The organism is Segatella maculosa OT 289 (assembly GCF_000243015.1).
GTDB lineage: Bacteria > Bacteroidota > Bacteroidia > Bacteroidales > Bacteroidaceae > Prevotella > Prevotella maculosa.
Genome location: NZ_JH594500.1, coordinates 333674 through 353445 on the forward strand (window position 1 = coordinate 333674; position 19772 = coordinate 353445).

Sequence of the window (19772 nt, forward strand, 5' to 3'; positions counted from 1 at the left end):
GTGATTGATGCCTCTATGAAAGACTTCCGTCCGAAAAGCATGGAAATGTGGTTCTATAATTTCCGATACATGGATGAAATCAAAGGGCTTGAAAACTTGAACACCGAGGAGGTGACGACGATGCGGTGGATGTTCGGCCGGAGCCAAAATCTGATGGAACTCGACCTGACGGGCTTCAAGACCCGCTTGCTGCAGAACACGGAAGGCATGTTCAAAGGCTGCGAGTGCCTTGGCTACATCTATTGCAACGAGGCATGGACGGCCACAAAGTCGACTGATATGTTCCAAGATTGCACTGAGTTGATTGGTGCGGTGAAGTACGACCCGAACAAGACGGACATCAAGATGGCTAACCCCACCACGGGCTATTTTACACGCAAGGGCAGCACGGGCATCAACCGCCCGACAACCGTAGACGAACCCACCGTGAAGGCCATCTACGGTACCGACGGCAGCCGCCGCAGCCACATGGAACCGGGAATAAATATCCTGAAGATGAGCGACGGGACGGTGAGGAAGGTGGTGAAGTAATTCAAAATTCATAATTCAAAATTCATAATTAGACACCCACCCCGGCCCTCCCCAAGGGAGGGAGCCCGAGCTTGCGGGCAAATCATAATTATGAATTATGAATTTTGAATTATAAATTAAAAAAGAACGGGCCTTGCGGATAGTTATTCTCAAGGCCCGTTCTTTATGTAGGAGAGAGGGTGTACTTAAAGTCCCTGAGGAGTTATACTTAAAGATGTCGAGGACTTATACTTAAGGTCCTTGAGGAGTTATACTTAAAGATGTCGAGGACTTATACTTAAAGATGTTGAGGACTTATACTTAGACTCCTTGAGGACTTATACTTAGTGTCCTTTAGGATAGATAGTATGTGTAGGGTTGGATAGATAGTATCTATACAAGAGGATAGATAGTATGTATAGAAGGCTATAGATACTATATATAGAGAAGGATAGATAGTATGTATAGGAAGCTATAGATACTATATATAGAAGAGGATAGATAGTATCTATACGATAGGAGGCCTATTGGAGGTAGGATAGGACTTCCATTGGAGGTCGAGGAAGGGGCTGGGGGAGAGGCTTTTGGGAGAGTTGGAGGCTTATCGCTTGATGAATTTGATGACCATGTTTTTGTCTTGTAAGAGGTATATCCCCGTGTTCAGGTGACTGATGTCTATCAGCGTGGCTTGCTGAAGGGTTGGAACATGCTGTAGTCTGTTCCCAACTATATCATAAATGTTGATAGAGGAGCCTTGCTGCGTCCCGCTTACCAGTATCTTTTTGTCATATATTCCGCTCACAGAGGCAATATATGCCTTATCAATTCCTTCTCCGCAGGCAAGTCGTGTCATGACGTCTGCCATTTTGTTGCATGTTTTGGTGTTGTCGCTCCAATGCAGCGTAACTCCTGAGTCTTCAAAGCAAATCTCTACCACGCTTTTATCAACGTGGTTTCCGTTAATGCTCAAATCATTGTTTCCACGAACACATGTCGCGGCAAGCGTAAGAAAGGCTGCGAATAGCAAGTTTCTCATTGGCATGTCTTTTTATGTGCCCACAAATATATAAAAATGTGTGTGATGTAGTGTCGAATGTAACGTAAAAAAGATTGTTGTTTTGATTATTTAACAGCTAAGGGACAATGGCGAGACTTACGATAAATCCCCGCAGATGTCAGACATTTACGGGGATAATCGTGTATGTTTCAGAAAGAAGACCGTGCGACTGATTACTCTTCGTTTGCGCGTTCTTCGATGCTTTCGCCTTGCGTCGGTGCCAAGGTATCCTTAAAATCAGTAATGCCGGCCTTTATCAGCAAATCATACCATTGAAGTAGTTTCTTGATATCGCTGTCATGCACCCGATCTTGGTCGAAATTGGGCAGTACTTTTGCGAAATAGGTGCGAAGTTCTTTCGAACCGGCTTTCTTATAATTGATGGCAGTCTTCTTATAGCTTTCAATCTTTCCTACGTTGTCAAGTACTTTCCACAAAGGAACGTCGTCTGCATCAGTGTACATGGCAATATCTGCCAGATTTGTCACGCGGTCGGAAGCAAAGGTTGGAACACGTTTCCGACTTTCATCGAGTGATTCGACAATGAGATTCATTTTTCCGCGGGAAACCAACTTGTAAAGTCCCGGTTTGCCTGCAATCGATAGTATTGTTTCCATTATTTATTTATAATTTTGATGGTTTCTTATTATGTTGAGAACAGGAATCAATCAATGAAGACACGACAATAGTTTGTCTATTTGCGTCTCAAGATTTGCTTTCCCATCATTTATAATGACGAAATCGGTACGTTTCTCTATTTCACTCTGCGACATCTGGCTTTCTATCCACTGCCTTGCGTGTTCCTCCGTTATGAAATCGCGCTCCATGATGCGTTTTATTCTTATTTCTAAGGGAGCCGACACACAGATTGTGCGGTCGAAAGTAACTCTTTGGTAGAAACCGCTATCGAAAAGAATAGCACTTTCGAGCCATTGGAAACCGCTTTTTAGAAAATCAAGTGCTACGGCTGGGTGGACAATTTCGTTTACTGCCTGTTTATGGGGTTCGCCTTTGAGCAAGAAGTTAGCAAGTATGTCTTTCCGTAATCTGCCATTCTGATAGATGGATGAACCAACGAGGCAACTTAGGGCGTCTTGTAACGCAATATCGGAAGACATGAGTCGCTGGGCAGCTTCATCACAATCATAAACCGCTATACCGCGTTTGCCCAGCAGTTGACAGACATGGCTTTTACCTGCGCCTATACCGCCGGTTATGGCATATCTATGGATTTGTTTCCTCATTCGAGTAGGCTTCTTTTCATCGTTGTTCTATCAAGTAATCGACTTGCGTCATTTCCAACTTCGGCCGTCTGATTTCATTGGGGAACTGGCTCAGCTTGATCGGACACCTGTCAGATGGGTGGTTTGTGATATCGTCATAGTCGGCAACAACAACGAATTGTTCGGGACGGATATTGCGGAAGCGGCTTCCACCGACAGTAAATGTGACTTTGACCTTAGAAGGGAATGTGCGTAGGATTTTTCCTTCAGGCATGTTCACGGCCTCTATAGGAACTTCGACGCTCTCTTCGGTTAAAATATCCGGATAGATGGTCATTCGAACCGTTTTCGGAGTGATTTTTGCACCTGGAATGGAGCGTAGAGAAACCAAAAGACTGACGGTGTCTTCAATATGTCGCAAATTCAACTTTTCGGTAGTCACCCATCGAATGCTATCCAAAATCTGTCTGCTGGCATAGATTGTTGCATAGTTTGGTTGGAAAGCTATCCTTGAGATATAATAGCTACGCCCGGTTTGAAGCTGTCCTAAAGCACGAATGGGTATTCGTTTGGACTGACCATAATTGAAATAGAATGTGACAGAATCTGATTTAATTGCTGATATTTTGGATGAACTATAAAGACGAGAGTAAATCATTCGCTGTAAGTCGGAGAGCGGTACCCTGCCGAAACCTCTCTCTTTGTTTGCATAACGTTCAAAGTCTATCGTGACAGGCTGTATCTTTCCCGCGTAACTATAGGTAAGTAATGTAAATCCCTTATCTCTCATCGTCACGTCTATTGTGTCGTTCATATTCTGAGTGATTACTACATTGCGGGGAACATTGACCAACTTTATTGACACAGGAATGTCTTTATCATAGGTTTCATTAAGAGCCATCAGTAACCAAAATGTACCACTCAGCCCGAGAAAGAATAAAAAAATCAGAAACTCTCTGTTCATAGAACTGAAAAGAAAGTTCCTGACAATCTTGAAGAATCTGGATAGATTATGCATTTGGCATCTGAACTGATGCATTTTCAAAGATATATCCTCTACTTACGGTAATGACTACACTACGTGCAATTTCAATATCGACAGTATCATCTTGTATGTTTACATGTTTGACAGTACCATGGATTCCACCTCCGGTAACGATTCTTGAACCTTCTTGGAGCGAATTCTGAAAATTACGAATCTTCTTTTGTTTTTTCTGTTGTGGACGTACCATAAACAACCAAAAGATAACGAGAATGGCACCCATCATAATGAAAACACCCATTCCTCCACCCTGTGCTGCTTGGGCAGCTAATAACATTGTATTCATTGAAGTTAATTTTTATATAAGCTTAGTTGAATTCTTCTTATCCTTACTGTCCTCACTATTCTCATTATCGCGTTCCTTTAGTGTCTTCATCATAAGACCGTTATTGACAAAATAGCGAGCAATGCTATCCAACATGCCATTAATGTATCCTCCGCTTTTTGGTGTACTGTAAAGTTTAGCCAAGTCAACATATTCGTTGATGGTCACACTGACAGGGATATTTGGAAAGGTCAGCATTTCAGCAATTGCAATCTGCATGATAACGACATCCATATAGGCTAATCGACTGAAGTCCCAATTACGACTAGCCTCACTCATATACTGCTGATAACGGTCTGCATTGAGAATTGTAGCCCGGAATAATCTACGGGCAAAATCCTTATCTTCTTCGTCTTTATATTCGGGTAATAGTTCTTGTCCACTTTCTTTGTCCGGACTAAACCGTTTTATGGTTTTAAGAACAAAGGTGTCGATGACCTCTCGATCATCGTTCCAATAAAGACTCTTTTCTTCAAGCAGAGCGTCAAGATCTGTATTATTTTGGATCAATTGTTTATATAGCTTGCGCCAAAGTTCACGGTCAGTTTCATAATCATCGCTTTCGGAAGACATATAATTGGTATAAAACTCGCTGCTTTCTATTTGATTACAAACCTTACGAATGAATTCGATATCGTCGTCCCATGATAGTTTCTGGGCAACGATAAAATCATGGAGCGTCTTATTTTCCTCCAACTGAAGAGCAAATTTATTATATACAAACTTCTGCGAAGGCAATTCGGTTTCTTCACGCTGAGCTCGTTGGATGGCAATATCTACTCTATGATGCTCTTCTCGAGTGATAGCAACTATCAGTAAGAGTAAATAGTTATATAAATCATATGCTTTTGAAAGACTGAAAAACAATTCTTTTTCTGCCGTATCTATGTTTTTGTTACCGTTTTGATAGTATGCATAGGTTAACTGAACCACCTTTATCCTTATAAGTTCCCTATTAATCATTCTCTAATAATTTTGATTTCTTACACTTCCACTTTTCAAATGATAATGCAAATATATGATTTTTCAATAGAATAAACAAGCTTAATCTTTATTTTTTCATTATTTTTTTTCAGAAATTTGTATAATAGGCAAAAAAAGATTACCTTTGCAGCGCTTTTCCGAGAGCAATCTCGTGTGATGGCGAATTAATTCGTTAAAATTTAATTTAGAGTAACACAGTGTATGAAAGAGATTATTGTAACAGGCCAGAAGCGTAATAGCCTAGGAAAGAAAGCTTCAAAAGAACTCCGTAAGCAAGGATTCATTCCGTGTAATATCTATGGAGAAAAGAAAGATGACAACGGAAATCCCATAGCTCATGCTTTTTCTGTTTCATTTAGTGAGCTCCGTAAAATCATTTACACGCCACATATCTATGTTATCAATCTTGATATTGAAGGTGAACACTACACTTCTATTTTAAAGGAAATTCAGTTTCATCCCGTGACAGATACTCCTTTGCATGTAGATTTCTATGAAGTAAATGATCAAAAACCAATCACGATTGGTATTCCGGTTAAATTGGTAGGACTTGCACAGGGTGTGCGTGATGGAGGTCGCATGAATCTTTCTATCCGTAAAATCAACGTGACAGCTCCTTACCAGCAGATACCTGAACATCTCGATATAGATGTTACAGCTTTGAAGATAGGCAAGAGCATCAAGGTGGGCGAACTTACATTCGAGGGGCTTGAGGTTGCAACAAGTAAAGATGTTGTTGTTTGCTCCATTAAGATGACACGTCAAGCTCAGCAGGCTGCGGCTACGGCCGAAGAAGAAGCTCCTGCTGCTGAATAATCAAAATGGATAAATTCTTGATTTGTGGATTGGGTAATCCAGGTGATGAATATCAAGGAACCCGTCACAACACAGGCTTTATGGTATTGGACGCTTTTGCAAAGGTGTCCAATATTCATTTTGAAGACAAGCGTTACGGCTACATCGCAGAAATGACGGTCAAAGGACGTAAAATATTCCTACTTAAGCCCACTACTTTCATGAATCTCAGTGGAAATGCTGTGAGATATTGGCTTCAGAAAGAAAATATTGCACAGGATAGATTGCTTGTTATTAGTGATGATATAGCACTGCCATTAGGTGCTTTCCGTCTGAAAGCAAGTGGAAACACTGGCGGGCATAACGGATTGGGACATATCCAGCAACTCATTGGGCAGGATTATGCCCGTCTTCGTATAGGTATTGGTAATGATTATCCAAAAGGCAGCCAGGTAGAGTGGGTGTTAGGAAAATATAGTGCTGACGACTTGAAGACGCTGCAAACTAGTATTGACATGGCTTGTGAGATCATCAATAGTTTTGTTTTGGCCGGTATCGACACCACGATGAACCAATTTAACAAACTCGGAAAGAAGTAAGCATGGCAGAGATAGCGAGAATAGATAAATGGCTTTGGGCAGCACGTGTGTTCAAAACACGCTCTGTCGCTGCTGATGCTTGTAAAAATGGACGTATTATCATAAATGGTGTCAATGTCAAGCCAAGCCATATTATTAAGACCGGTGAAACGATTAATGTCCGTAAGCCACCCGTCACCTATTCTTATAAGGTGTTGAAATGTATTGAGCAACGTGTAGGTGCCAAATCGCTCCCTGAAATCTATGAAAACGTGACCGATACCAAACAATATGAACTTTTGGAGATGAGTCGAATAAGTGGATTTGTCGACCGAGCATGCGGTACAGGTAGACCAACGAAGAAAGAAAGACGCGCACTTGATGCCTTTGCCGCTCCAGTTGTGTTTGATTTTGATGAAGAAGACGAAGAGGATTAGTGTTAAACAACTTTAATTATAATATGAAATACAATCGTTCATACTTTGATTTTATATTAATTAGCGTATCTTTGCACGCGTTTCGTGGTGTGCCCGGATGGTCTGGACATGTCAGTATAACATAAAGTCTAACTTTATTAATTAAAAAACTTTTATTTATTTTATGTCAGAATTAAAGAACGTACAACCTTTATCAGACTTCGATTGGAACGAGTTTGAGAATGGTTCGAGAGCAGATGTAAGTAAGCAAGATCTTGAGAATGCTTATGATGAGACCCTGAACAAAATTCAGGAGCATCAGGTTGTGGAGGGTACTGTGATTGCACTTGACAAGAAAGAAGTGGTCGTCAATATTGGCTACAAGAGTGACGGTGTCATTCCGGCTTCGGAATTTCGTTATGACCCTGATTTGAAAGTGGGCGACAAGGTCGAGGTTTATGTGGAAAGCCAAGAGGACAAAAAAGGTCAGTTGGTTCTCTCTCACCGTAAGGCCCGCTTAAACAAGAGTTGGGATAAGGTGAATGAAGCACTCGAAAATGAAGAAATCATTCAGGGCTATATCAAGTGCCGTACGAAGGGCGGTATGATTGTTGATGTTTTCGGTATTGAGGCATTCCTTCCGGGAAGCCAGATAGATGTTCATCCTATACGCGACTACGATGTGTTCGTAGGCAAGACTATGGAATTCAAGGTTGTCAAAATCAATCAAGAGTTCCGTAATGTCGTTGTTTCCCACAAAGCACTTATAGAAGCTGAGTTGGAGGCACAGAAGAAAGAAATTATCTCTCACCTTGAGAAAGGACAAGTGCTTGAGGGCACGGTCAAGAATATCACTTCTTATGGTGTATTCGTTGATCTCGGTGGTGTTGATGGACTCATTCATATCACAGACCTCTCTTGGGGTCGCGTAAGTGATCCTCATGAGGTTGTTGCACTTGATCAGAAAATCAATGTTGTTATTCTCGACTTCGATGAGGAGAAGAAGCGTATTGCTCTCGGTTTGAAGCAGCTTACCCCACACCCATGGGATGCATTGAGCGCAGATTTGAAAGTGGGAGATCACGTAAAGGGAAAGGTTGTGGTTATCGCCGACTATGGTGCATTTGTAGAGATACAGCCGGGCGTTGAAGGCTTGATTCACGTGAGTGAGATGTCTTGGAGCCAGCACCTGCGTTCTGCTCAAGAATTTTTGAATGTAGGCGACGAGGTAGAAGCCGTTATTTTGACCCTCGACCGCGATGAGCGTAAGATGAGTCTTGGTATCAAACAGCTCAAGGAAGACCCGTGGGAGGCAATCGAAGTGAAATATCCTGTGGGCAGCAAGCATACGGCAAAGGTCCGAAACTTCACGAATTTCGGTATCTTCGTTGAACTCGAGGAAGGTGTTGACGGATTGATTCATATCAGCGACCTCTCTTGGACTAAGAAGGTGAAGCACCCGTCAGAGTTCACGACCGTTGGTGCCGAAATCGACGTAGTCGTTCTTGATATTGATAAGGAGAATCGTCGTTTGAGCCTTGGTCACAAGCAACTTGAAGACAATCCTTGGGATACTTATGAGACTATTTATACTCCAGGGTCTGTACATGAGGGTAAAATTACCCAGCTGATGGATAAGGGAGCCGTTATCACCTTGAATGAAGGTGGTGAGGGATTTGCCACTCCGAAGCACCTTGTGAAAGAGGATGGCTCTCAGGCTCAACTTGGTGAAGAACTCTCCTTTAAGGTTATCGAATTCGTAAAGGATACAAAGCGTATCATTCTTTCTCATAGTCGTACATTCGAGGAGGGTAAGGATGAAACTACAGCAACAAAGCCGACTCGTAAACATGCCGCTCACAAGGCAGAGGCTGCAGCTCAGATTACCAATGTGACTGCAGGAACGTCATTGGGCGACCTTGATGTACTTGCCGATTTGAAAGCCAAGATGGAAAAAGGCGAATAACAATCGCTTAGACCAAAGGATAATTAAGAGTCTGTTTTGAAAAAAGCAGACTCTTTTTTTGGATATACGGATTTTTTGCTTACCTTTGCAATGATTTTTAATGCAACTGTGTTTCCATTCGTGAAACATATTTCTATTCAATCAATATTTTCATATACTTAACATGTTTAGCAAGGATGAATTATTATCTAAGGATGTCACTGATTTGGCTACCATTGCCAAAGAATTGGGTGTCACCTTAAAGACTGATGAGAGTCAGGAAGATATCATTTATGCCATTTTGGACAAGCAGGCCATTGAAGAAGGTAGCAAGAACCCATTGGGCACAAAAAGAAAACGCACCAGAATCGCAAAGAAAGACACTGACCGTGTTTATACCGTGAAAGGGAAAGAAGGGGAGAACCTCGACGCAAAGAAAAGTAAGACGACCGTTGAGCAGAAGTCGCTTTTCAAGGATGAGGAGACGACTTCGCAAGAAGACGCGGTGAAGAAGACCGAAGAGGTGGCTGCCGTCCAACCAAAGCGGCGCGGACGCAAGCCGAAAAAGGAAACAGAGCCGATTGCTGTCGCCGAGACACCCCATAGTACCGATGACGACAAGTCCACCATTGATGCCGGCATTGTTGGCGAACAAGCAAAAGAGGCTTCGGAAGATGTTGCCGTAAACCACGGACAAGAAGAAGCTATCCCCGAAGCTGCCTTTGCCGCGGGAAGTGCGGACAAAGCGGATGCGGAGAAAGACAGTCTCTTGGAACAATTGCAAGCCAAGATTAACGACCATAACAGGGACAACGAAGGAACGTCCGAGTCCGCCCCGGAGGGTGTTTGGGCAGACGACCCCGGCGACGGCACCGACTTCATCACTGTGGTCGACCTGCCAATAGAAGATCAAGGAGCCGTGCCCAATTTCGACATGTTCGACAACCCCACGATGGGTGGCATCTCGCCTAACAGTTACCAACAGCCCGTTCAGTCACAAGGCGCGGAACGCTTCGACTTCACCGACCTCATCACGGCCAATGGCGTACTCGAAGTGATGCCCGACGGCTACGGCTTCCTGCGCTCGAGCGACTACAACTACCTTTCTTCGCCCGACGATGTGTACGTCGCAACGAACATCATCAAGAAATACGGGCTCAAGACGGGAGACGTGGTAGCGTGTCACGTCCGTCCTCCTCACGAGGGCGAAAAGTACTTCCCGCTCACATCGGTGGACATGATCAACGGCCGGAAGCCCGCGGAAGTGCGCGACCGTATACCGTTCGAGCATCTCACGCCACTCTTCGCCGACGAGAAATTCACGCTTTGCGGCGACCGTGCAACGACAAACCTCTCGACCCGCGTCGTAGACCTCTTTTCGCCCATCGGCAAAGGGCAGCGCGCGCTCATCGTGGCGCAACCCAAGACAGGTAAGACCATTTTGATGAAGGACATTGCGAACGCCATCGCCGCCAATCACCCCGAGGCCTACCTGATGATGCTGCTCATCGACGAGCGCCCGGAGGAAGTCACGGACATGGCCCGCACGGTGAATGCCGAGGTCATCGCCTCGACCTTCGACGAACCTGCCGAGCGTCACGTGAAGATAGCCGGCATCGTGCTCGAGAAGGCCAAGCGCATGGTCGAATGCGGACACGACGTGGTCATCTTCCTCGACTCCATAACGCGTTTGGCCCGTGCCTACAACACCGTCAGCCCGGCCAGCGGAAAGGTGCTCACGGGTGGTGTCGATGCCAATGCGCTCCAGAAGCCGAAGCGTTTCTTCGGTGCGGCCCGCAACATCGAGGGCGGCGGATCGCTCACTATCATTGCGACAGCCCTCATCGACACAGGCTCGAAGATGGACGAAGTAATCTTCGAAGAGTTCAAGGGAACGGGTAACATGGAGCTTCAGCTCGACCGCTCGCTCTCGAACAAGCGTATCTTCCCGTCGGTCAACCTCGTGGCTTCGAGCACGCGACGCGACGACTTGCTGCAGGACAAGACCACGCTCGACCGCATGTGGATACTTCGTAAATACATCAGCGACATGAATCCCATAGAGGCCATGAACTCCATTCGCAACCGCATGGTCCACACCAAAGACAACGATGAATTCCTCCTGTCGATGAACTCGTAAGCAACCTTCTGCTGACAAGAGAAGTACATCGGCCGGCATGAGTGTTTAACACCTTCGCCCAAGGGTGTTAAACACCCTTATATATGGGTACGGTACACCCATGACAATGGGTACGGTACACCTACGGTAATGGGTACGGTACACCCACGACAATGGGTACGGTACACTCATGACAATAGGTACGGTACACCTACAGTAATGGGTACGGTACACCTTCGTACAACGGTGTATTACACCTCTGCCCAAGGGCATGCTACACCAATCTGCCACATCATGTGCGAGCAGGTGGTTTTGTGCCCTCTTTTTCTGTCCCGGCCCTTGCGTATGTGCGCTTTTCTTTGTATATTTGCACCGTTTTGAAAACAACATAACATCAGACTATGAACATTTCGTATAAATGGCTTAAGGAATACGTCGACTTCGACCTCACGCCGCAGGAGACGGCAGAAGCGCTGACTTCCATCGGACTGGAAGTCGGGGGCTTGGAAGAAGTGCAGACCGTCAAGGGCGGGCTGAAGGGGCTCTACGTCGGGCAGGTGCTCACGTGCGAGCCTCATCCCAACAGCGACCATCTTCATGTGACGACGGTGGATTTGGGAAAAGATGAAGCACAACAGATTGTGTGCGGCGCACCGAACGTGGCGGCCGGTCAGAAGGTCATCGTGGCCGATCTGGGCTGTGTGCTCTACGACGGCGAGGAGTCGTTCACTATCAAGCGGAGCAAGTTGCGCGGCGTGGAGTCGCTGGGCATGATATGTGCCGAGGACGAGATAGGCGTGGGCAGCAGTCACGACGGCATTATCGTGCTGCCCGATGACGCCGTGGTGGGCATGCCCGCAGCAGAATACTATCAGCTGGAGAGCGACTGGGTGCTCGAGGTGGACATTACGGCCAACCGTGGCGATGCACTGTCGCACTACGGAGTGGCACGCGACTTCCATGCGTGGCTCAAGCAGCAGGGAAGACCCACTGGCCTGTATCGCCCGTCGTGCGATGCTTTCAAGGTGGACAACGAAGACCTGCCGATAGATGTGGAAATCGAGAACACCGAGGCGTGCAGACGGTATGCCTGTGTGAGCATCACCGATTGCGACGTGAAGGAAAGTCCGGCGTGGCTGCAGGACAAGTTGCGCGTCGTGGGTCTGCGCCCCATCAACAATATCGTCGACATCACCAACTACGTGATGATGGCCTATGGGCAACCGATGCACTGCTTTGATGCCGACATGGTGAAGGGGCACAGGATTGTGGTGCGCACGCAGCCCGAAGGCACCAAGTTCGTGACTCTCGACGGCGAGGAACATACGCTTGGCGGACGCGACCTGAGCATCTGTAACGCCGAGGAGCCGATGTGTATCGCCGGCGTGTTCGGCGGAAAGGGTAGCGGTACGTATGACACCACGCGCAACGTGGTGCTCGAGAGTGCGTGGTTCCACCCCACGTGGATTCGCAAGAGTGCGCGTCGACACGGGTTGAGCACCGATGCCAGCTATCGCTTCGAGCGTGGCATCGACCCCGAAGGCATCATTTATGCCCTGAAGCAGGCGGCCATCTTGTGTAAGGAGCTGGCCGGCGGAAAGGTCTCAATGCAGATAAAGGACGTTTATCCCAAACCGATAGACGACTTCAAGGTTAGTCTTTCCTACGATTACGTGCATAGGCTCATCGGTAAAGAGATAGGCAAGGAGACCATCAAGAACATTGTTGCCAGCTTGGAGATGAAGATTGTCGGCGAGACCGAAGCAGGCGTCGAGCTGCTTGTTCCGTCCTACCGTTCCGATGTGCAGCGTCCTTGCGATGTCGTGGAGGATATCCTGCGTATCTATGGATACAACAACGTGGAAATCCCGACACAGTTGAAGAGTTCGCTGACCATTGCCGGCGACGAGGATAGGAAGCACCGACTGGCTAACCTCATCGGCGAGCAGTTGGTGGGCTGCGGGTTCAACGAGATACTCAATAACTCGCTCTCGAGACTCTCTTATTATACGGAACTTGACCTGAATGCCTATCCCGAAGCGAATACGGTCAAGCTGATGAACCCCTTGAGTGCCGACCTTGGCGTGATGCGCCAAACGTTGCTCTTCGGTGGTTTGGAAAGCATCATGCGCAACGTAAACCGGCGCAACGGCAATCTACGCTTCTTCGAAACGGGCAATGTCTATCGGTATGATAAAGAGAAATGGAATGCCGAAGCTCCGGCCAAGGCTTACAGCGAAGACCAGCATCTGGCACTTTGGTTGACAGGCAAGCGCGTGGAAGGCTCGTGGGCTCATGCCGATGAAGATATGAGCTTCTACGAACTCAAGGCCTACGTGCAGAATATCTTTGTTCGGGCTGGTGTTCCTACGGGTATGTTGGTCATCAACAAGAGCGACAACAACATCTTCAGCAAGGGACTTGCCTATGCGAACCGCGGAGGCAAGGTGCTGGCCGAGGTGGGTATTCTGAATGGAAAACTCTTGAAACGGTTTGACATCAGTCGGCCGGTTTATTATGCAGACATAGATTGGGAGGCATTGGCCAAGCTATCCGGCAAGCGGGAAATCGTGTTCGAGGAAATCAGCAAGTTCCCTGCCGTGAGTCGTGACTTGGCACTGTTGATAGACAAGGATGTTACGTTCGGACAAATAGAGCAGATTGCCTTGCAGACCGAGAAGAAGCTCCTGAAACGTGTAGAACTCTTCGATGTCTATGAGGGTAAGAACCTGCCCGCAGGCAAGAAAAGCTATGCCGTGAACTTCATCTTGCAGGATGCCGGAAGGACGCTCAACGACAAGGCTATCGATGGAGTTATGCAGAAACTTATCAAGCAACTCTCTGCCAAACTCGGTGCTGAACTGAGATAAATACGCTTAGAAACAAACAAAAACAGATAAACAAAATGGGAAGAGCATTTGAATACCGCAAAGCAACGAAGCTGAAACGGTGGGGGCACATGGCCCGTGTATTTACGAAACTGGGTAAACAGATTGCCATCGCCGTGAAGGCCGGCGGTCCCGAACCCGAGAATAATCCTACGCTTCGCGCATTGATAGCCAACTGTAAGCGCGAGAACATGCCGAAGGATAACATCGAGCGGGCCATCAAGAACGCCATGGGCAAGGACCAAAGCGAATACAAGGAAGTTACTTACGAAGGCTACGGGCCTCACGGCGTGGCAGTGTTGGTGGATACCTTGACCGACAACACTACGCGAACAGTGGCCGACGTGCGTTCTGTCTTCAACAAGTTCAGTGGCAACATGGGAACGACAGGTAGTCTTTCCTTTCTTTTCGACCACAAGTCGGTCTTTACATTCAAGAAGAAAGAGGGACTCGACATGGATGAACTCATACTCGATTTGATAGACTATGGCGTGGAAGACGAGTACGACGAAGATGAGGAGGAGAACGAAATCACCATCTACGGCGATCCGAAGAGTTTCGGCGACATTCAGAAGCACCTCGAGTCTGAAGGTTTCGAGGTCACCGGTGCCGAGTTCACCTATATTCCCAACGATTTGAAAGACGTGACGGCTGAAGCGCGCGAGACCATAGACAAGATGGTTGAGAAACTCGAAGAGTTCGACGACGTTCAGACTGTCTACACGAACATGAAGCCCGAAGAATAACCGGGGCAACCTTTTCGACAGTTAGGGTAGGAATGACGCTACCCTAACTGTCGTTTTTTTATATCCGTCAAATTGTAATCTGATATCGGCCACATGGCTTTGCAATCTCAGCCATTTCACCTCGTAATATGACTCATATCACCGCCCGAAATGGCTGAGATTGAGTCGCAAAAGGGTTGAAATAAGAGAAGAGGCTTGGAAATCGTTCCAAATGGGTCATCAGAAGCTCTTCGCCCTAAGGCGACGTTAACACACGTTTACGTTTGATACTTTCACCCTAGGGCGACGTTAAGACACGTTTACATTTGGAACTTTCGCCCTAGGGCGATGTTAATTTATGTTTTCATTTGAACCTTCGCCCTAGGGCGACGTTAACACATGTTTACGTTTGGCACTTTCGCCCTAGGGCGAAACCTATTTTTAATTCCATTTGGTGCTTTCGCCCCGGGGCGAAAGGTTGCCATCGTTCGCTGTGGCGTTTGCGCACATGGCGCAGGGCTAATTGCCAATCCGGATTTATCGGGTGTAGAAATCTATCAGTCGGGCGATGGCTCTTTGGCATACGGGGCAGAAATCCGGGCTCTCATTGGTGCGCATGCGACAATCCTGCATGGGACGATACACGCCTTTCAGGGCATATCCGGCTCCTTCGTACACGCCGACACGTTGGCGATTGTTCTCTGTGGCGGGTGTGGGCACGGGCGTTCCTTTCTTTATCATGTCTGCCCATTTGTCGCGGAAGCGGGTCAGCGTCGTGATATTCGGCTCCCACGGCTCAATGTCGTGGGGATAAATTGGAATTTGCTCGAAGTCGTATCCGTATTCGTCTGCCAATCCGGCGAAACTGTGGCCGAATTCATGAACAACCACCGCATTGGTGAGCCTGTGGTGCGCCATCGACAGGTTGTAGGAATTGAGAATGCCGCCTCCGCCATAGTGGTCGGTGTTGACGAGGACAATGATGTGTTCGTAGGGAATGCCGGCAAGTAGGTCGTGCATGTCTTTGAGATGCAGCGTGGTCAGGTATCTGTCGCTGTAGAATGTGTCGAAGTGGCTGCTCAGCGCGGTGTGTTTCCAAATATCTTTCGAGGGGATAGAGGTCCCGCTGTCCTTGGACGGTGCTTCGACGGCAACCACCGAGAAGCGGTCTTTCAGCCCCTTGAAAGGCTCATGGGCGAAGATGGCGTTCATGGCATGGGTTGCGTCGCTGATGAACGTCGGCATCTCAGCCGGCCGGTAGCCTTCGGCGACAAATGCGATGCGGATACAGGCTGTGCTGTCTTTGGGCGCGAGCAGCTGTACATGCGGTGTTTGCCTGTCGTAGCCTATCTTTCTGATGAGAATATCGGTCGGAACCACTTGATGATGCATGGAAGCCATCGGCTTTCGTCGATTGTCATAGAGGGTGAGGGTCACGTCTATGGTATCTTTGGGCATCGGTACAAGGAAAACGTTCTCAAAACTTCGCGGAGTGGTCTTGGCTTCGTCGTAAGAGAGCCATTCCTGAAAGAGTGTGGAAAAGGAGTTCTTGTAGATGATGCTGTCAGACCGATGGTCGCGCACGATGATTTGCCCGTTGCCTTCGACGGGCACTTCGGTCAATCGCCTGCGTTTTCCATACCATCGTGGTGAGCAGTTCAGTTTGTCCAAAGCAATTTCCTGATGCTTTGTGTTTCCCGAGAAGGTGTAGTCGATGCGTAGTGTCGCGTCGGTGAAATAGTCTTCAAAGCGTTGTGCCTTGGCATTGAGATTCAGCAAAAGTACTGAAAGGAGGAGTATCTTTTTCATATCAGGTTCATTTCTTCAAGGAGTTGTCGGATATAGGGACGTTCCCAATCGTCTTTATGTAGTTTTTTGTCTCCGAAACGGAGAAGGTCTATGTCGATGACGATAACGCCGTTCTTTCGCTGTTGCATGGTGTCGCCACATGAATGCTCTATGCGCTTGATGTCTCGGAGCGTATCTTCAAGACCGCCTTTCGCGGAGCAGACGGCGAGCGTGTTGACAAAGTGTGGTGAAGCTATGCCGATGGGCTTCGTCCGTAAGTGTGCGGAGAAGATGATGTCGGGGAAATGTTTCTTCAACATGATTTCCGCATGCCGGATATGCTGCATCGGATGGTAATTCGATCCCAGTACGATGATGAGTTTCTTATCGTCAGACATGTTGCAAAATTACTAATAATTGATAAAAGCCCCTATGTTTCTTGTGTTTTTTTCTGATATTTCGTAATTTTGCTGCCATGACGAAAAGAATATGCCTCTTCCTGTTTGCTTGTTTGTTTTTTATATCGCATCTCTCTGCACAGATGCGTTGGAACTCGGTATATCAGGAATACATCGACCAATATAAAGACCTTGCGATAGAGGAGATGTTGCGTTATAACATTCCTGCAAGTATTACTTTGGCTCAGGGAATTTTTGAGAGTGGAGCCGGCAGAAGTGAGCTGTCTGTAAAGGGCAACAATCACTTTGGTATCAAGTGTCACGGCTGGACAGGGCGAAGCGTTTACCATGACGATGACGCACGCAACGAATGCTTTCGGGCATACGATAATGTATTGCAAAGCTACGAAGATCATAGTAAATTCTTGCGGTATAACGTAAGATACAACAGTCTCTTTACGCTCCAACGCACAGATTATCGTGGTTGGGCACAGGGATTGAAGGCTTGCGGATATGCAACCAATCCGAGATATGCGGACAAGTTGATCGAACTGATTGAGCTCTACAAACTTTATGAACTTGACAAGGCCACCAGCTATGACAAGTTCATGGCGAAGCGCGGAGGATACGATAGGCCCGTATCGCAAGGCATGAGCCTTCATCCTATCAAGATTTACAACAAAAACTATTACATCATTGCGCGCGCCGGCGACACATTTAAGGGTATAGGCGAAGAGATAGACATTTCCTATCGTAAGATTGCAAAGTATAACGAGCGCGACAAGAACGACGTGCTCCATGCAGGTGAGATTATTTATCTGAAGAAGAAGCAGAAGAAGGCAGACAAGGCTTATAAGAATCGTCCGCACATTGTGAAGGCTGGCGAGAGTATGTACAGCATCGCACAACGCTATGGCATCCGCCTCAAGAGTCTTTACAAGAAGAATCAGCTGTCGCCGGATTATCAAGCGAGAGTGGGAGATACATTGAGGGTGTATTGAGCCGTTCAATAAAAAAATCCCTTTATCATCCGATTGTTCGGAGATGATAAAGGGATTTATATTATGTTTAAGATAAATCAGAGAATGTCTTTAACTGCGTCAAGCATACCTTTCTCTTGGATTAAATCAAGATACTTCTTCACCAGTTCGGTTAAACCGGGAACGGTTTTGTTAAGGTCTTCATGCCAGATATAGTCGAAAGCAAGAACACCCTCTGCCACCTTTTGCGTGTCGCCGGTGTTCCAGAGTTCGGTCAGTCTGTCCATAATCTTCTTGTCGTCATTCGGAGTGATGGCGGTTCCGTCCGAACGCTTTCCACCTTTATAATAAGTGATGATGGCAGCTAAACCGAATACCAATCCGCGTGGAAGTTCACCCTTTCTTTCCAAATAAATCTTTAGGCCGGGCAGATCGCGAGTTTCATATTTCGGGAAAGAGTTGAGCATGATAGAAGTGACCTGATGATCAACAAACGGGTTTTCGAACCGTTCCATTACATCAGTTGCAAACTGCTGGAGTTCTTCCATAGGCAAGTCTAAGGTTTGCATGAGCTCGTCAAACTGCACTTTATGGATATATTTCCCTATCACAGGGTGTTCGCAGGCATCACGCACAATATCGACGTTGCTTAAGAAGGCCACCGGCGAGAGCACCGTATGCGGACCGTTCAGCAGGGTTACTTTGCGGGCATGATAAGGCTTTTCATTGTCTGTGATGAGCACGTGCAGGCCGGCTTTGTGTGCAGGGAACTCTTCCTGCAGCTGTTCCACGGTCATGTTCTCGGCCTTCTCAATCACCCATAGATGGAAGCTCTCGGCTTTCACCACGAGGTTGTCCTTATAGCAAATCTTCTCTTGGATTTCCTTAATCGTATCGCGTGGGAAGCCCGGGACGATACGGTCTACAAGGGTGGCACAAACGAAGCAATGGTCTCTGAACCATGCTTTGAAGCCTTCGTAATCGGCCCCTAAATCAGCTTTCCACAAGTCGATATATTGGTTGATGCAAGCCTTCAGATGATGTCCGTTGAGGAATATCAATTCGCACGGCATGATGATCATGCCCTTGTCGGGCGCACCATTAAAGTATTGATAGCGGTGGAACAGCAGCTGCACAAGCTTGCCCGGATAGCTCGAAGCCGGTGCGTCGGTAAACTTGCAGCTGTCGTCGAAAGCAATACCGGCCTCGGTCGTGTTTGAAATGATGAAGCGCATTTCGGGTTGTTCGGCCAAAGCCATGAAAGCCTGATACTGAGTATAGGGATTAAGCGCACGACTGATGGCATCGATGCGTGTCAGGGTGTTGACGGGCCGACCGTTTTCCTTGCCTTGCAGATTGAGATGATAAAGACAGTCTTGCCCGTTCAGCCAATCTACCATACCGCGTTCGATAGGTTGTACGACGACAACAGACGAGTTGAAATCCGTTTTTTGATTCATGTTGTGGATAATCCAATCGACAAAGGCACGGAGAAAGTTTCCTTCGCCAAACTGAATAATTCTTTCGGGCATCGTGCTTTTGGGAGCAGTGAGCTTGTTCAGGGATTTTAATTCTTTCATGATTAGTTTCCTAATATTTGTTTGATTGCGTTATATGATGGTTGCTGCAAAAGTAATCATTTTGGAGATTGGCAAGGCATGATGACCGTAAAAACATCACGTAAAGGTTTACGCTTCTTATTGACTGTGTTTAGACTTCCTATAAGGAAAGGTCAAGGCTTCCTATAAGGAAAGGTCGAGGATTCCTTATAAGGAAAGGTAGACAGTTCCTTATAAGGAAAGGTCAAGACTTCCTATAAGGAATACAATTGCCTTCCTTTTGGAGGTGTGGAAGGACTACTAATAGTAGTCGTAGAGGATTACTATCGGTAGTCGTAGAGGATTACTATCAGTAGTATAATAGGACTACTATTGGAAGTCGTAGAGGACTACTATTGGAGGTAGGATAGGACTTCCAATGGAGATAGGACAGGACCTCT

The 19772-nt window shown here is 46.7% G+C and carries 18 protein-coding genes; 9 read left to right on the forward strand and 9 right to left on the reverse strand.

Annotated elements, in window-relative coordinates; translation table 11 throughout:
* The coding region (locus HMPREF9944_RS01230) for a BspA family leucine-rich repeat surface protein (protein WP_044113132.1) at nucleotides 1-531 on the forward strand (531 nt) is incomplete at its 5' end.
* A 580-nt stretch (nucleotides 532-1111) separates the two neighbouring features.
* Here HMPREF9944_RS01230 and HMPREF9944_RS01235 read toward each other — a convergent pair.
* From HMPREF9944_RS01235 to nusB, 6 genes are all read right to left on the reverse strand, one after another.
* Nucleotides 1112-1546 carry a T9SS type A sorting domain-containing protein gene (locus HMPREF9944_RS01235; protein WP_008563893.1) on the reverse strand — a complete coding sequence of 145 codons (435 nt, stop codon included), beginning with the start codon at nucleotides 1544-1546 and terminating at the stop codon, nucleotides 1112-1114.
* Nucleotides 1547-1740: 194 nt separating this feature from the next.
* A complete protein-coding gene (locus HMPREF9944_RS13250; protein ID WP_008563894.1) occupies nucleotides 1741-2184 on the reverse strand; it encodes a DUF5606 family protein in 444 nt (147 codons plus the stop codon).
* A 51-nt stretch (nucleotides 2185-2235) separates the two neighbouring features.
* Nucleotides 2236-2811: a dephospho-CoA kinase gene (gene coaE, locus HMPREF9944_RS13255; protein ID WP_008563895.1), complete on the reverse strand. Its 576-nt coding sequence runs from the start codon at nucleotides 2809-2811 to the stop codon at nucleotides 2236-2238.
* A gap of 16 nt (nucleotides 2812-2827) precedes the next feature.
* Nucleotides 2828-3808, reverse strand: a complete 981-nt coding sequence (locus tag HMPREF9944_RS01250) for a CdaR family protein (RefSeq protein ID WP_008563896.1) — start codon at nucleotides 3806-3808, stop codon at nucleotides 2828-2830.
* Nucleotides 3801-4118, reverse strand: a complete 318-nt coding sequence (gene yajC / locus HMPREF9944_RS01255; RefSeq protein WP_008563897.1) for a preprotein translocase subunit YajC — start codon at nucleotides 4116-4118, stop codon at nucleotides 3801-3803. The genes HMPREF9944_RS01250 and yajC overlap by 8 nt, the downstream gene beginning before the upstream one ends.
* A 12-nt stretch (nucleotides 4119-4130) precedes the next feature.
* Nucleotides 4131-5120 carry a transcription antitermination factor NusB gene (gene nusB / locus HMPREF9944_RS01260; protein WP_008563898.1) on the reverse strand — a complete coding sequence of 330 codons (990 nt, stop codon included), beginning with the start codon at nucleotides 5118-5120 and terminating at the stop codon, nucleotides 4131-4133.
* 222 nt (nucleotides 5121-5342) lie between these two features.
* Here nusB and HMPREF9944_RS01265 point away from each other — a divergent pair, with 222 nt between their 5' ends.
* The 7 genes from HMPREF9944_RS01265 (at nucleotide 5343) to HMPREF9944_RS01295 (ending at nucleotide 14628) form a co-directional block, all read left to right on the forward strand.
* Nucleotides 5343-5957, forward strand: a complete 615-nt coding sequence (locus tag HMPREF9944_RS01265) for a 50S ribosomal protein L25/general stress protein Ctc (RefSeq protein WP_008563899.1) — start codon at nucleotides 5343-5345, stop codon at nucleotides 5955-5957.
* A 5-nt stretch (nucleotides 5958-5962) separates the two neighbouring features.
* Nucleotides 5963-6535 (forward strand): aminoacyl-tRNA hydrolase, encoded by a 573-nt coding sequence (gene pth / locus HMPREF9944_RS01270; protein WP_008563900.1) that lies wholly within the window; start codon nucleotides 5963-5965, stop codon nucleotides 6533-6535.
* A 2-nt stretch (nucleotides 6536-6537) separates the two neighbouring features.
* On the forward strand, nucleotides 6538-6951 hold the full coding sequence (locus HMPREF9944_RS01275; protein ID WP_008563901.1) for an RNA-binding S4 domain-containing protein: 414 nt from the start codon (nucleotides 6538-6540) through the stop codon (nucleotides 6949-6951).
* A 163-nt stretch (nucleotides 6952-7114) separates the two neighbouring features.
* Nucleotides 7115-8896 (forward strand): 30S ribosomal protein S1, encoded by a 1782-nt coding sequence (gene rpsA, locus HMPREF9944_RS01280; protein ID WP_008563903.1) that lies wholly within the window; start codon nucleotides 7115-7117, stop codon nucleotides 8894-8896.
* 163 nt (nucleotides 8897-9059) lie between these two features.
* Nucleotides 9060-11015 (forward strand): transcription termination factor Rho, encoded by a 1956-nt coding sequence (gene rho / locus HMPREF9944_RS01285; protein WP_008563905.1) that lies wholly within the window; start codon nucleotides 9060-9062, stop codon nucleotides 11013-11015.
* A gap of 380 nt (nucleotides 11016-11395) precedes the next feature.
* Nucleotides 11396-13864: a phenylalanine--tRNA ligase subunit beta gene (pheT, locus tag HMPREF9944_RS01290; protein WP_008563906.1), complete on the forward strand. Its 2469-nt coding sequence runs from the start codon at nucleotides 11396-11398 to the stop codon at nucleotides 13862-13864.
* A 35-nt stretch (nucleotides 13865-13899) separates the two neighbouring features.
* Complete coding sequence (locus HMPREF9944_RS01295) at nucleotides 13900-14628, forward strand: YebC/PmpR family DNA-binding transcriptional regulator (RefSeq protein WP_008563907.1); 729 nt, start codon at nucleotides 13900-13902, stop codon at nucleotides 14626-14628.
* 516 nt (nucleotides 14629-15144) lie between these two features.
* Here the strand turns inward: HMPREF9944_RS01295 and HMPREF9944_RS01300 are convergent.
* On the reverse strand, nucleotides 15145-16416 hold the full coding sequence (locus HMPREF9944_RS01300) for a M64 family metallopeptidase (RefSeq protein ID WP_008563908.1): 1272 nt from the start codon (nucleotides 16414-16416) through the stop codon (nucleotides 15145-15147).
* On the reverse strand, nucleotides 16413-16793 hold the full coding sequence (locus HMPREF9944_RS01305; RefSeq protein ID WP_008563909.1) for a 2-amino-4-hydroxy-6-hydroxymethyldihydropteridine diphosphokinase: 381 nt from the start codon (nucleotides 16791-16793) through the stop codon (nucleotides 16413-16415). The genes HMPREF9944_RS01300 and HMPREF9944_RS01305 overlap by 4 nt, the downstream gene beginning before the upstream one ends.
* Nucleotides 16794-16870: 77 nt before the next feature.
* Here HMPREF9944_RS01305 and HMPREF9944_RS01310 point away from each other — a divergent pair, with 77 nt between their 5' ends.
* Complete coding sequence (locus HMPREF9944_RS01310; protein WP_044113138.1) at nucleotides 16871-17794, forward strand: glucosaminidase domain-containing protein; 924 nt, start codon at nucleotides 16871-16873, stop codon at nucleotides 17792-17794.
* Nucleotides 17795-17871: 77 nt separating this feature from the next.
* Here the strand turns inward: HMPREF9944_RS01310 and HMPREF9944_RS01315 are convergent, their stop codons facing one another.
* The gene (locus tag HMPREF9944_RS01315) at nucleotides 17872-19353 is read right to left on the reverse strand and encodes a tagaturonate reductase (RefSeq protein WP_008563911.1); all 1482 of its coding nucleotides are present in this window, start codon (nucleotides 19351-19353) and stop codon (nucleotides 17872-17874) included.
* Nucleotides 19354-19772 lie beyond the last annotated feature (419 nt).